A 13,894-nucleotide genomic window follows, 5' to 3' on the forward strand; every position below is an offset into this window, starting at 1 on the left:
AAGCAAAACCCCTGGTCATCGCTGACCAGGGGTTTTGGGATAGGAGCTTGACGATGACCTACTCTCACATGGGGAGACCCCACACTACCATCGGCGATGCGTCGTTTCACTACTGAGTTCGGGAAGGGATCAGGTGGTTCCAACGCTCTATGATCGTCAAGCAATTCGGTTGGATATCCGTTCGCTTGGGCTTACGTCTATCCAGATTCAGGTATGTGATTTCAAGGTGTTTGCGGTTCATGCGAACTTTCGGTTCGTCGACTTCACCTTACAACACACAATCATCAGATTGTTTGGGTGTTATATGGTCAAGCCTCACGGGCAATTAGTACTGGTTAGCTCAACGCCTCACAACGCTTACACACCCAGCCTATCAACGTCGTAGTCTTCGACGGCCCTTCAGGGGAATCAAGTTCCCAGTGAGATCTCATCTTGAGGCAAGTTTCCCGCTTAGATGCTTTCAGCGGTTATCTTTTCCGAACATAGCTACCCGGCAATGCCACTGGCGTGACAACCGGAACACCAGAGGTTCGTCCACTCCGGTCCTCTCGTACTAGGAGCAGCCCCTCTCAAATCTCAAACGTCCACGGCAGATAGGGACCGAACTGTCTCACGACGTTCTAAACCCAGCTCGCGTACCACTTTAAATGGCGAACAGCCATACCCTTGGGACCGGCTTCAGCCCCAGGATGTGATGAGCCGACATCGAGGTGCCAAACACCGCCGTCGATATGAACTCTTGGGCGGTATCAGCCTGTTATCCCCGGAGTACCTTTTATCCGTTGAGCGATGGCCCTTCCATACAGAACCACCGGATCACTAAGACCTACTTTCGTACCTGCTCGACGTGTCTGTCTCGCAGTCAAGCGCGCTTTTGCCTTTATACTCTGCGACCGATTTCCGACCGGTCTGAGCGCACCTTCGTACTCCTCCGTTACTCTTTAGGAGGAGACCGCCCCAGTCAAACTGCCCACCATACACTGTCCTCGATCCGGATCACGGACCAGAGTTAGAACCTCAAGCATGCCAGGGTGGTATTTCAAGGATGGCTCCACGCGAACTGGCGTCCACGCTTCAAAGCCTCCCACCTATCCTACACAAGCAGGCTCAAAGTCCAGTGCAAAGCTACAGTAAAGGTTCACGGGGTCTTTCCGTCTAGCCGCGGATACACTGCATCTTCACAGCGATTTCAATTTCACTGAGTCTCGGGTGGAGACAGCGCCGCCATCGTTACGCCATTCGTGCAGGTCGGAACTTACCCGACAAGGAATTTCGCTACCTTAGGACCGTTATAGTTACGGCCGCCGTTTACCGGGGCTTCGATCAAGAGCTTCGCTTGCGCTAACCCCATCAATTAACCTTCCGGCACCGGGCAGGCGTCACACCCTATACGTCCACTTTCGTGTTTGCAGAGTGCTGTGTTTTTAATAAACAGTCGCAGCGGCCTGGTATCTTCGACCAGCCAGAGCTTACGGAGTAAATCCTTCACCCTAGCCGGCGCACCTTCTCCCGAAGTTACGGTGCCATTTTGCCTAGTTCCTTCACCCGAGTTCTCTCAAGCGCCTTGGTATTCTCTACCCGACCACCTGTGTCGGTTTGGGGTACGGTTCCTGGTTACCTGAAGCTTAGAAGCTTTTCTTGGAAGCATGGCATCAACCACTTCGTCATCTAAAAGACGACTCGTCATCAGCTCTCGGCCTTGAAACCCCGGATTTACCTAAGATTTCAGCCTACCACCTTAAACTTGGACAACCAACGCCAAGCTGGCCTAGCCTTCTCCGTCCCTCCATCGCAGTAACCAGAAGTACAGGAATATTAACCTGTTTCCCATCGACTACGCTTTTCAGCCTCGCCTTAGGAACCGACTAACCCTGCGTCGATTAACGTTGCGCAGGAACCCTTGGTCTTTCGGCGTGGGTGTTTTTCACACCCATTGTCGTTACTCATGTCAGCATTCGCACTTCTGATACCTCCAGCAAGCTTCTCAACTCACCTTCACAGGCTTACAGAACGCTCCTCTACCGCGTCACTTACGTGACACCCGCAGCTTCGGTGTGTGGTTTGAGCCCCGTTACATCTTCCGCGCAGGCCGACTCGACTAGTGAGCTATTACGCTTTCTTTAAAGGATGGCTGCTTCTAAGCCAACCTCCTAGCTGTCTAAGCCTTCCCACATCGTTTACCACTTAACCACAACTTTGGGACCTTAGCTGGCGGTCTGGGTTGTTTCCCTTTTCACGACGGACGTTAGCACCCGCCGTGTGTCTCCCATGCTCGGCACTTCTGGGTATTCGGAGTTTGCATCGGTTTGGTAAGTCGGGATGACCCCCTAGCCGAAACAGTGCTCTACCCCCCAGAGTGATACATGAGGCGCTACCTAAATAGCTTTCGAGGAGAACCAGCTATCTCCGAGCTTGATTAGCCTTTCACTCCGATCCACAAGTCATCCCCTACCTTTTCAACGGGAGTGGGTTCGGTCCTCCAGTCAGTGTTACCTAACCTTCAACCTGCTCATGGATAGATCGCCCGGTTTCGGGTCTATACCCAGCGACTAAACGCCCTATTAAGACTCGCTTTCGCTACGCCTACCCTATACGGTTAAGCTTGCCACTGAATATAAGTCGCTGACCCATTATACAAAAGGTACGCAGTCACCTAACAAGTAGGCTCCCACTGCTTGTACGCATACGGTTTCAGGTTCTATTTCACTCCCCTCTCCGGGGTTCTTTTCGCCTTTCCCTCACGGTACTGGTTCACTATCGGTCAGTCAGTAGTATTTAGCCTTGGAGGATGGTCCCCCCATGTTCAGACAAAGTTTCTCGTGCTCCGTCCTACTCGATTTCACTTCAAAGATCCTTTCGCGTACGGGGCTATCACCCACTATGGCCGCACTTTCCAGAGCGTTCCGCTAAAATCAATGAAGCTTAAGGGCTAATCCCCGTTCGCTCGCCACTACTAAGGGAATCTCGGTTGATTTCTTTTCCTCAGGGTACTTAGATGTTTCAGTTCCCCTGGTTCGCCTCTTGCACCTATGGATTCAGTACAAGATACCTAGGTTATCCTAGGTGGGTTCCCCCATTCAGAGATCTCCGGATCAAAGTCTGTTTGCCGACTCCCCGAAGCTTTTCGCAGGCTACCACGTCTTTCATCGCCTCTGACTGCCAAGGCATCCACCGTATGCGCTTCTTCACTTGACCATATAACCCCAAGCAATCTGGTTATACTGTGAAGACGACATTCGCCGAAAATTCGCGCTTGAACTCGCAAATTTTACCTTGACTTGAATGATCACCAGTGAAAGAGATCATTCAGTCTTACTTCTATCACATACCCGAATTTTTAAAGAACAGTTCTGGTGCAAAGACCAGAAATCAATGTTCATTCACGAACATTCATTTCTGAGCTTTCGACGATTGTTTTAGATGGTGGAGCCAAGGAGGATCGAACTCCTGACCTCCTGCGTGCAAAGCAGGCGCTCTCCCAGCTGAGCTATGGCCCCGTATCGGATCACGCAGCACACCAACAATTGGTGGGTCTGGGCAGATTCGAACTGCCGACCTCACCCTTATCAGGGGTGCGCTCTAACCAACTGAGCTACAGACCCAATCGTCTAACCAGTGAATCAAGCAATTCGTGTGGGAGCTTATGAAGAAGCTGAGATCTTCGATTAAGGAGGTGATCCAGCCGCAGGTTCCCCTACGGCTACCTTGTTACGACTTCACCCCAGTCATGAATCACTCCGTGGTAACCGTCCCCCTTGCGGTTAGACTAGCTACTTCTGGAGCAACCCACTCCCATGGTGTGACGGGCGGTGTGTACAAGGCCCGGGAACGTATTCACCGTGACATTCTGATTCACGATTACTAGCGATTCCGACTTCACGCAGTCGAGTTGCAGACTGCGATCCGGACTACGATCGGTTTTATGGGATTAGCTCCACCTCGCGGCTTGGCAACCCTTTGTACCGACCATTGTAGCACGTGTGTAGCCCTGGCCGTAAGGGCCATGATGACTTGACGTCATCCCCACCTTCCTCCGGTTTGTCACCGGCAGTCTCCTTAGAGTGCCCACCCGAGGTGCTGGTAACTAAGGACAAGGGTTGCGCTCGTTACGGGACTTAACCCAACATCTCACGACACGAGCTGACGACAGCCATGCAGCACCTGTGTCTGAGTTCCCGAAGGCACCAATCCATCTCTGGAAAGTTCTCAGCATGTCAAGGCCAGGTAAGGTTCTTCGCGTTGCTTCGAATTAAACCACATGCTCCACCGCTTGTGCGGGCCCCCGTCAATTCATTTGAGTTTTAACCTTGCGGCCGTACTCCCCAGGCGGTCGACTTATCGCGTTAGCTGCGCCACTAAGATCTCAAGGATCCCAACGGCTAGTCGACATCGTTTACGGCGTGGACTACCAGGGTATCTAATCCTGTTTGCTCCCCACGCTTTCGCACCTCAGTGTCAGTATCAGTCCAGGTGGTCGCCTTCGCCACTGGTGTTCCTTCCTATATCTACGCATTTCACCGCTACACAGGAAATTCCACCACCCTCTACCGTACTCTAGCTCAGTAGTTTTGGATGCAGTTCCCAGGTTGAGCCCGGGGATTTCACATCCAACTTGCTGAACCACCTACGCGCGCTTTACGCCCAGTAATTCCGATTAACGCTTGCACCCTTCGTATTACCGCGGCTGCTGGCACGAAGTTAGCCGGTGCTTATTCTGTTGGTAACGTCAAAACAGCAAGGTATTAACTTACTGCCCTTCCTCCCAACTTAAAGTGCTTTACAATCCGAAGACCTTCTTCACACACGCGGCATGGCTGGATCAGGCTTTCGCCCATTGTCCAATATTCCCCACTGCTGCCTCCCGTAGGAGTCTGGACCGTGTCTCAGTTCCAGTGTGACTGATCATCCTCTCAGACCAGTTACGGATCGTCGCCTTGGTAGGCCTTTACCCCACCAACTAGCTAATCCGACCTAGGCTCATCTGATAGCGTGAGGTCCGAAGATCCCCCACTTTCTCCCTCAGGACGTATGCGGTATTAGCGCCCGTTTCCGGACGTTATCCCCCACTACCAGGCAGATTCCTAGGCATTACTCACCCGTCCGCCGCTGAATCCAGGAGCAAGCTCCCTTCATCCGCTCGACTTGCATGTGTTAGGCCTGCCGCCAGCGTTCAATCTGAGCCATGATCAAACTCTTCAGTTCAATACTGCTTGGGTTTTGAGAAAACCCTAAACTTGGCTCAGCAATCGCATTCTCTTAAAAAGAGATAAAACTCTCGAATTCACGAGTGTTACTTGCGTTGCTGATAATCTTGCGATCACCAGTCTTACATCACAAGCACCCACACGAATTGCTTGATTCGACTTGTTAAAGAGCAGTTGGTCAAGGCTTTCGTCTCAACCGAGGCCGCGCATTCTACAGCAACCTCTCGTTCCGTCAAGCGTTATTTTCGAAAATTTTCTTTTCTACTCAACCGCTTGCGCCGACCTTCAAACCATCTTCCGATCAGCGGGAGGCGCATTCTACAGCGTTCAAATTCGCTGTCAAGCACCTCGGTGAAGCTTCGTTTCGAGCCCCTTTCGGGACCGAACCGCTGCGGCGGACAACCTGCCGGAGCGCTTCACCACCCCTGGGAGAGAATCCGTAAATCCTTGATTTTCAAGCACTTACTCTTCGTCGTCGCCGGGAGTGGTGCGCATTATAGGGAGATAGAAACTGGCGTCAACACTTATTTGAAACTTTTATTACGAAACACCGTGACGAGTTCGAAGCCTGGGCAGGCGGCGAGCGATCGAGGGTAGCCGCAGCAGCATGAGCGACGCACCAGCCACAGCGTACAGGGTCCACTCCTCCAGGTCTGCCCGCACCACCCAGAGCATGTGCAACAAGCCGAGCCCAAGGATCAGGTAGACCAGGCGATGCAGCTTCTTCCAGCGGCTACCGAGCTTGCGCATGGCGAAGCGGTTGGAAGTGATCGCCAACAGGAACAGGCAGACGAATCCAAGCATTCCCACGATGATGTAGGGACGCTTGCTCAACTCGATGCCCAACTGCCCCCAGTCCAACCCCAGGATGAACACGCAGTAAGCGCTCAGGTGCAGCAGCACATAGGTGAAGCACCACAACCCCAACTGGCGGCGCACGGCGATCCAGCCCGGCCAGCCGCTCAGCTTCTGCAGTGGCCTCATCGCCAGGGTGAGTAGCAGCAATACCAAGGCGCCCAGCCCCAGTCGATCGACCAGGGTCTTGCCCGGGTCGGGTCCGAGGGCAAAGATCCAGGCTTGGTACAACCACCAGGCCGGTACTGCCAGCGCCCCCAGGAATACCGCAAGGCGCAGATACCAGTAGCGCATCAGTAGTACTTCCTCAGATCCATGCCGCTATAAAGGGAAGCGACCTCACTCCCGTAGCCATTGAACATCTGCGTATCCCGCACATTGGGACTGAACAACCCACTGGGCAGGCGCCGCTCGCGGGCCTGGGACCACCGCGGGTGGTCGACCTGCGGATTGACGTTGGCATAGAACCCGTACTCGTTGGCGGCAATGCTTTCCCAGGTGGTCTTCGGCTGCTCGCGGACCAGACTGATACGCACGATAGACTTGATGCTCTTGAAGCCATACTTCCACGGCACCACCAGGCGCAACGGCGCGCCATTCTGGTTGGGCAACAGCCGCCCGTACATGCCCACCGCCAGAATTGCCAGGGGATGCATCGCCTCGTCCATGCGCAAGCCTTCCATATAAGGCCAGTCGATCACCGAGAAACCGGAGCGTTGGCCGACCATCTGTTCCGGACGCTGCAGGGTTTCGAAACGGACGAACTTCGCCTGCCCATTGGGTTCGACCCGCTTGAGCAGGTCCGCCAGGGGAAAGCCCAGCCAAGGGATCACCATCGACCAAGCTTCCACGCAGCGCAGCCGATAGATGCGCTCTTCCAGTTGGTAGGGTTTGACGAAATCCTCGAGGGCATAGGTACCCGGCTTGCCGACCTCGCCGTCGATCACCACCGACCAGGGCTCGGTCTTCAGGGCCGAGGCGTTTTCCGCCGGGTCGCCCTTGTTCGGCCCGAACTCGTAGAAATTGTTGTAGTGGGTGGCGTCCTTGAATGGCGTGATCGCCTCCCCCTGGACATTCACCGCCTGCCAGCGGGTCTGCGGTAGCTTTTCGGCGAACCAGCCCGGCGCCGGTACCGACTCGACGCCGGCATAGCGCTGTTCGTCGGCAAAGCCCAGGCGCGGCAGGCCGCTGGCCAGCGCCAATCCGGCGAAGGAAGCACCGAGCAGACGCCGACGGGACAGGTAGAGGGTTTCGGACGTGACTTCCGACTCGGAACAGTCGGAACGGGAGGGAATCTTGATCAGCATGACGGGCTCCGCAATGACCAGCTTTGTGCCAGTAGACTACGGAGCCCGTTGGAAATTACATCAGCTCGGCTGCTTCCGGCGACGCAGTTGCAGCAGGTATTGCACAGGACCGGAGGCCGCGTAGGCAAGGAACAGCAACAGGAGGATGCGCGGCGGGTCGGTAAAGACCACGGCGAAGGCCAGCACCACGATAAGGATCGCCACGAACGGCACCCGGCCGCGCAGGTCGAGATCCTTGAAGCTGTGGTACTTGATGTTGCTGACCATCAGCACACCGGCGGCGGCGACCAGCAGGGCGACGAGGAAGGCAACCTTGGCGCCCTGGATCTCGAAATCGCTGAACGCCCATACCGTGCCCGCCACCAGCGCCGCGGCGGCCGGACTGGCCAGGCCGATGAAATAGCGCTTGTCGGCCTTGCCGACCTGGGTGTTGAAACGAGCCAGACGCAGGGCTGCGCCCGCAACGTAGATGAAGGCGACCATCCAGCCGACCTTGCCGAGGCTGCCAAGCGCCCATTCGAAGGCGACCAGCGCCGGCGCCACACCGAAGGCGACCATGTCGGACAGCGAGTCATACTCGGCGCCGAAGGCGCTCTGGGTGTTGGTCAGGCGAGCCACGCGGCCGTCCAGTCCATCAAGGACCATGGCCACGAAGATAGCGATGGCGGCGTTGGCGAACTGGCCGCTCATGCCATTGATGATGGCGTAGAAGCCGGAAAACAGGGCCGCCGTGGTGAACAGGTTGGGCAGCAGGTAGATACCGCGGTGACGAACCTTCCGCCCTTCGGCGTCGTGCCCTTCTTCTATATGTTCGTCGATGGGCAGCAGGCTTTCTTCGTCGGAGGCCTTGTTCGGCTCCTCGGGACGTTCACTCATGGACAATTCCTTGGGAACTGATGGGGTACGAATATGCCGACAGCACTTCTGACTAGGAAGACAACTCCGCCGGCCCAGGCTTTATACCAGATCGCCAGGCAAGAACGAAAAAACGCGGCCGGGGCCGCGTTTCTTCGTCTGTCGCCGGAGCCGCTTAGTTCTTGCTCTTGTCGACGATCTTGTTGGCTGCGATCCACGGCATCATCGCGCGCAGCTTCTCGCCGATCTGCTCGATCGGGTGAGCGGCGTTGTTGCGGCGGTAGGCAGTCATCGACGGGTAGTTGGCCGCACCTTCGGTAATGAACATTTTCGCGTACTCGCCGTCCTGGATGCGCTTCAGGGCGTTGCGCATGGCAGCACGGGACTCGGCGTTGATCACCTCCGGACCGGTTACGTACTCACCGTATTCGGCATTGTTGGAGATGGAGTAGTTCATGTTGGCGATGCCGCCTTCGTACATCAGGTCGACGATCAGCTTCAGCTCGTGCAGGCACTCGAAGTAGGCCATTTCCGGCGCGTAACCGGCTTCGACCAGGGTTTCGAAACCGGCCTTGACCAGCTCGACGCAACCACCGCAGAGAACGGCCTGCTCACCGAACAGGTCGGTTTCGGTCTCGTCCTTGAAGGTGGTTTCGATGATACCGGTACGACCGCCGCCGACGCCGCAGGCGTAGGACAGGGCGACGTTCTTGGCGTTGCCGGAAGCGTCCTGGTAGATGGCGATCAGGTCAGGGATGCCACCGCCCTTGACGAACTCGGAACGCACGGTGTGACCCGGTGCCTTCGGCGCGATCATGATCACGTCGAGGTCGGCGCGCGGGACGACCTGGTTGTAGTGGATGGAGAAGCCGTGAGCGAAGGCCAGGGTGGCGCCCTTCTTCAGGTTCGGCTCGATCTCTTCCTTGTACAGGCGGCCCTGGAACTCGTCCGGGGTGAGGATCATGACCACGTCGGCTGCGGCGACGGCGGTCTTCACGTCGGCAACCTTCAGACCGTGCGCTTCGGCCTTGGCCACGGTGGCGGAGCCGCTACGCAGGCCCACGGTGACGTCGACGCCGGAGTCCTTCAGGTTGCAGGCATGGGCGTGGCCCTGGGAGCCGTAGCCGATGATGGCAACTTTCTTGCCCTGGATGATCGAGAGGTCACAGTCTTTATCGTAGAAAACGCGCATGGGAATTCCCCTTCAGTAAGGCCTCGCGGGCCTGCTTTCAGTTCAGATGCTCAGAGTCTTGTCGCCACGGGCGATGCCGGTGACGCCACTGCGGACCACTTCCAGGATCGACGCGGTGCCGATGGCCTGGATGAAGCTGTCCAGTTTGTCGCTGGTACCCGCCAGTTGCACGGTATAGACGCTACTGGTGACGTCGACGATCTGCCCACGGAAGATATCGGTGGTGCGCTTGACCTCGGCGCGCTGGGCGCCCGTGGCCTTGACCTTCACCAGCATCAGCTCGCGCTCGATATGGGCGCTTTCCGACAGATCCACCAGCTTGACCACTTCGATCAGCTTGTTGAGGTTCTTGGTGATCTGCTCGATCACCTCATCGTGCCCCACGGTGGTCAGCGTCAGACGCGACAGGGTCGGGTCCTCGGTCGGCGCCACGGTCAGGCTTTCGATGTTGTAGTTGCGTTGGGAGAACAGGCCGACCACACGGGACAATGCGCCTGGCTCGTTTTCCAGCAGCAGGGAAATGATGTGTCGCATGATCAGGTACGCTCCGTCTTGCTCAGCCACATGTCGCGCATCGCGCCGTCACGGATCTGCATCGGATAGACGTGTTCGCTGGCGTCCACCTGGATGTCGAGGAAGACCAGGCGATTCTTCATGGCGAACGCCTCCTCCATCTTCGGCTTCAGATCCTTCAGGTCGGTGATGCGCATGCCGACATGCCCGTAGGCTTCGGCAAGCTTGACGAAGTCCGGCAGGGATTCCATGTAGGAATGCGAATAACGGCTGTTGTACTGCATGTCCTGCCACTGGCGGACCATGCCCAGGGCACCATTGTTCAGGTTGACGATCTTCACCGGCAGGTCGTACTGCAGGCAGGTAGACAGTTCCTGGATATTCATCTGGATACTGCCCTCGCCGGTCACGCAGGCGACATCGTCGTCCGGGAAGTTGAGCTTGATGCCCATCGCCGCCGGGAAGCCGAAGCCCATGGTGCCGAGACCGCCGGAGTTGATCCAGCGATTGGGCTTGTTGAACTTGTAGTACTGCGAGGCGAACATCTGGTGCTGGCCGACATCGGAGGTGATGAAGGCATCGCCATGGGTAACCTCGTAGAGCGTCTCGATGACGGTCTGCGGCTTGATGATGCTGCCGTCGCCCTTGTCGTACGGGAACAACCCACGGTTACCACGCCACTCGTCGATCTGCTTCCACCAGGCAGCCTGGGCATCCTGGTTCGGGGTCTCGCCGATTTCCCTGACGATCGCGACCATTTCGGTGAGAACGCTGTCCACCGGGCCGACGATCGGGATGTCGGCCTTGATGGTCTTGGAAATCGACGCCGGATCGATGTCGATGTGGATGATCTTGGCGTTCGGGCAGAACTTCGCCGCACCGTTGATGACCCGGTCGTCGAAACGCGCGCCGACCGCGAGGATCACGTCGCTGTGATGCATCGCCAGGTTGGCGGTGAAGCTGCCATGCATCCCGAGCATGCCGAGGAACTGGCGGTCCGCGCCGGGATACCCGCCGAGGCCCATCAGGGTGTTGGTCACCGGCAGGTTGAGCATCTGCGCCAGCTCGGTCAGCGGCGCCGCGGCATTGCCCATGATCACGCCGCCGCCGGAATAGACCACCGGGCGCTTGGCGGCCAGGAGCATCTCGGCGGCCTTGCGGATCTGTCCCGAGTGACCGCGAACGGCCGGGCTGTACGAACGCAACTTGACCTTCTTCGGATAGGAATATTCGAACTTCTGCGTCGGGTCGCCCATGTCCTTCGGAATATCCACGACCACCGGCCCCGGACGACCGGACTGCGCCAGGTAGAAGGCCTTCTTGATCACCTCGGGAATTTCCGAGGGATGCTTGATGATGAAGCTGTGCTTCACGATCGGCCGGGAGATCCCGACCATGTCGGTTTCCTGGAACGCATCGGTACCGACCATGTTGCTCGGCACCTGGCCCGACAGGATCACCATCGGGATGGAGTCCATGTATGCGGTGGCGATACCGGTGATGGCGTTGGTCGCGCCCGGGCCGGAAGTCACCAGCACGACACCGGGCTTGCCGGTGGCGCGGGCGTAGCCGTCGGCCATATGGGTAGCCGCCTGTTCGTGGCGCACCAGGATGTGGGTCACGTCGTGCTCCTTGAAGAGCGCGTCGTAGATATGCAGGAGGGCACCACCCGGGTACCCGTAGATGTACTTAACGCCTTCGTCGCGCAACGAGCGGACGACCATTTCAGCGCCAGATAAAAGCTCCACGTTTTCACCTCTAGAACGCTATACGGCCACCCAGGGGCGGGCGACCGAAATTCGGTTGGCTGCCCGGCAGAGCATGGGTGACGGTAGTCACCGGCTACGTCAACTGCCGATTGAGCAAACTTGGAAGGGCGCCTGGTGTTACGGAGCTCTTCCACCCAGCGCGAGGTAACGCGAAGCAGGGTGTAACTTTCGGCGCGGGTAGGCACCTCATGGTCTGCCGGAGAGGGGACTGGGTTGCAGACGGCCCGCTACAGCGAGCTTGGATTCTTCGCATTCGTCGAACGCAAGTCAAGCTTTATTCTGAAAATTATCAAAAAAAATTCCAAGGAAGCTGCCATACCCTTCCATAAAAAAGCTGATCAATGACCAAAAACAGATTTTATGGCTATAAAATTCCGATTTAGAGCAAACTTTTCCAAAATGCCCATGATTCCCGCGAGGACTTGCCACGGCGAGGCCGTCTCCGGCGGCGGTTGTGATGCCGTGCAGCATGCCGCGCTGGCGGATTTGGTTATAGTTAGCCGCAGTTAGCGCATTCCAAGGACTCCGCATGCGACGCATGATCCTCCCGGCCAGCTTGTTGCTCGCCCTCTCCTCTTTCGCCATGGCCGCCCCGATCTACAAATGGGTCGACGCCGAGGGCGTCACCCACTTCGGCGCACAACCGCCGCAAGGTGCGCAAGCGACCACGGTGAATACCCAGACCGCCCCGCCGCCGGACAACTTCCCCCTGCCCCCCTCGACCCCGGCACCGACCATCCAGCAGAAACCGGCCGATCCCGAGCAGAAGGCGATCGACGACAAGGTGAAGCAGCAAGTGGCGAAGGAAGAGGCCGAGCGCAAGCAGTTCTGCGAAGAGACCCGCAACAACCTCGCGCAACTGAAGAACAACCCGCGCGTAAGGGTCGACGAAGGCAAGGGCGAACTCCGTCGCCTCGGCGAGGAAGAACGCCAGGAGCGAATCGCCAAGGCCGAAAAGGCGATCCAGGAGAATTGCCGCTGAGGCGAACACAGCCCCGTCCCGCAGCATGGGGCTGATCCGACTCTCCGCCTTGCTTGAAGCAAAGAAAAACCCGGCCTGTAGCCGGGCTTTTCTTTACTGCCGAAGTCTCATGACGGCCCGCCGATCAGCCGGTCGAACTCGCCAAGCGCCGCCAGCAGGCCGGCGACTTCCTCGCCACGCTGCGCATAGGCCACCTCGGCCATGGCCAGGATACCCGAGGCTTGCGGCAAGGCGCTGTCGCTTTCGAGAATCAGCTTCATCCGTGGCAGGAAGATCCATTGCAGCCATTGCTCGAGCGCCAGCGTATCCACGCAGAACGGCTCGGGGCTGGCCAGCGCTTCCGGGGCGGGGCTGCTTTCGCTCCACCAGCCGAGGGCACGCAACTCACGCTCGATCAGCAACAACTGGTCGGCCAGCGCATAGACCCGTCGATCCATCAGGAGCTGACCTTGGCCTTCTGCCGGGCCAGCGCAGCGCCGGCGGAGTCTCCCTGCTTCTCCCGCGCCTGGGCGATCAGTTCCCAGAGCCCGGCCTGCAAGGCCGGCCGGCCATTGGCGTAGCTCAAGCCACGGCGCGCGACCTGCTCGGCCTGGGCCGCATCGCCCTGGGCCAGGCGCACCTGGGCCAGGCGATAGAGCACCTGCGGCTCGCGCGGAGCGATGCGCTGGGCTCGCTCGAGGCTGGCGGCGGCGCTGTTCAGGTCGCCGCTGCCCTGCTGTTGCTGGGCGGTTGTGAGCATCACCAGGACCGGCCCGTCCAACTGCTCGTCGGCCGCCAGGCTGCCGGCCGAGCCGGAGGCCGGAATGCCGGTGGGCGCGGAACGACTGGCGCCGCTGGAAGGCATGTTGTAGCTGCCGCCCAGCGGTGGAGTGGAGGCGCTGCTCGGCGGAGCCTGGTACTGGGTGCCGGTGCCGAGCGGAGCGCTGCTGATCGGCGCGGCGCCGGACTGCGCCGGGAAAGTCTGGATCGGTGCGGAATTGGCGCCCTGCGGCACCATCACCACCACGCCGGAGTCGCCGCCCTGGGGAATGCCCTGGGTGGCGGCGCCTTGCTGGGTACGCGGTACCTGGGTACGGGTGATGCGGAAACCGCCGCTTTCCTGGTTGGAAACCGGAGTACCGGAATCCACCACCGGGATCGCCCCGTGCTGCGGGCTGGCGCAGCCCGCGAGCAGGGCACTGCCGGCAAGCGCGGCGAATACGAAAATCTTCTTCACG

At 58.2% G+C, this 13,894-nt stretch carries 10 protein-coding genes, 2 tRNA genes and 3 rRNA genes; 1 reads left to right on the forward strand and 14 read right to left on the reverse strand.

The genetic code is table 11. The annotated features are described in order from the left end of the window. Window positions 1-45 precede the first annotated feature (45 nt). The 12 genes from rrf to AC1RB9_RS24595 all read right to left on the reverse strand — a co-directional run bounded on the left by rrf (window position 46) and on the right by AC1RB9_RS24595 (window position 12,235). Window positions 46-161, reverse strand: a 5S ribosomal RNA gene (gene rrf, locus AC1RB9_RS24540). Window positions 162-304: 143 nt separating this feature from the next. Continuing rightward, a 23S ribosomal RNA gene (locus AC1RB9_RS24545) occupies window positions 305-3,195 on the reverse strand. Window positions 3,196-3,421: 226 nt separating this feature from the next. Then, a tRNA-Ala gene (locus AC1RB9_RS24550) sits at window positions 3,422-3,497 on the reverse strand. A 28-nt stretch (window positions 3,498-3,525) separates the two neighbouring features. Next, window positions 3,526-3,602, reverse strand: a tRNA-Ile gene (locus AC1RB9_RS24555). Window positions 3,603-3,666: 64 nt separating this feature from the next. Further along, window positions 3,667-5,202, reverse strand: a 16S ribosomal RNA gene (locus tag AC1RB9_RS24560). The 16S, 23S and 5S rRNA genes sit together here with 2 tRNA genes alongside, the layout of an rRNA operon. A 542-nt stretch (window positions 5,203-5,744) precedes the next feature. Then, a complete protein-coding gene (gene msrQ, locus AC1RB9_RS24565) occupies window positions 5,745-6,353 on the reverse strand; it encodes a protein-methionine-sulfoxide reductase heme-binding subunit MsrQ (RefSeq protein WP_003457130.1) in 609 nt (202 codons plus the stop codon). After that, window positions 6,353-7,366, reverse strand: coding sequence for a protein-methionine-sulfoxide reductase catalytic subunit MsrP (msrP, locus tag AC1RB9_RS24570; protein ID WP_003100146.1), 1,014 nt, complete (start codon window positions 7,364-7,366; stop codon window positions 6,353-6,355). The genes msrQ and msrP overlap by 1 nt, the downstream gene beginning before the upstream one ends. A gap of 60 nt (window positions 7,367-7,426) precedes the next feature. Further along, window positions 7,427-8,242: a CDP-diacylglycerol--serine O-phosphatidyltransferase gene (pssA, locus tag AC1RB9_RS24575; protein ID WP_003095061.1), complete on the reverse strand. Its 816-nt coding sequence runs from the start codon at window positions 8,240-8,242 to the stop codon at window positions 7,427-7,429. A gap of 154 nt (window positions 8,243-8,396) precedes the next feature. Continuing rightward, complete coding sequence (ilvC, locus tag AC1RB9_RS24580; RefSeq protein ID WP_003095066.1) at window positions 8,397-9,413, reverse strand: ketol-acid reductoisomerase; 1,017 nt, start codon at window positions 9,411-9,413, stop codon at window positions 8,397-8,399. Window positions 9,414-9,455: 42 nt separating this feature from the next. After that, window positions 9,456-9,947 (reverse strand): acetolactate synthase small subunit, encoded by a 492-nt coding sequence (gene ilvN, locus AC1RB9_RS24585; protein ID WP_003095069.1) that lies wholly within the window; start codon window positions 9,945-9,947, stop codon window positions 9,456-9,458. Window positions 9,948-9,949: 2 nt separating this feature from the next. Beyond that, window positions 9,950-11,674: an acetolactate synthase 3 large subunit gene (locus tag AC1RB9_RS24590; protein ID WP_003095071.1), complete on the reverse strand. Its 1,725-nt coding sequence runs from the start codon at window positions 11,672-11,674 to the stop codon at window positions 9,950-9,952. 288 nt (window positions 11,675-11,962) lie between these two features. After that, a complete protein-coding gene (locus AC1RB9_RS24595; RefSeq protein WP_153549457.1) occupies window positions 11,963-12,235 on the reverse strand; it encodes a hypothetical protein in 273 nt (90 codons plus the stop codon). Here AC1RB9_RS24595 and AC1RB9_RS24600 point away from each other — a divergent pair. Next, on the forward strand, window positions 12,225-12,677 hold the full coding sequence (locus AC1RB9_RS24600) for a DUF4124 domain-containing protein (RefSeq protein ID WP_003095076.1): 453 nt from the start codon (window positions 12,225-12,227) through the stop codon (window positions 12,675-12,677). The genes AC1RB9_RS24595 and AC1RB9_RS24600 overlap by 11 nt on opposite strands. 107 nt (window positions 12,678-12,784) lie before the next feature. Here the strand turns inward: AC1RB9_RS24600 and AC1RB9_RS24605 are convergent, their stop codons facing one another. Both AC1RB9_RS24605 and lpoP read right to left on the reverse strand, forming a co-directional pair. After that, window positions 12,785-13,114 carry a YqcC family protein gene (locus AC1RB9_RS24605; RefSeq protein ID WP_003111351.1) on the reverse strand — a complete coding sequence of 110 codons (330 nt, stop codon included), beginning with the start codon at window positions 13,112-13,114 and terminating at the stop codon, window positions 12,785-12,787. Then, a complete protein-coding gene (gene lpoP / locus AC1RB9_RS24610; protein WP_003457134.1) occupies window positions 13,114-13,893 on the reverse strand; it encodes a penicillin-binding protein activator LpoP in 780 nt (259 codons plus the stop codon). Before lpoP ends, AC1RB9_RS24605 begins: the two co-directional genes overlap by 1 nt. Between the last annotated feature and the right edge of the window lies 1 nt (window position 13,894).

The organism is Pseudomonas sp. 20-5 (genome assembly GCF_056782835.1).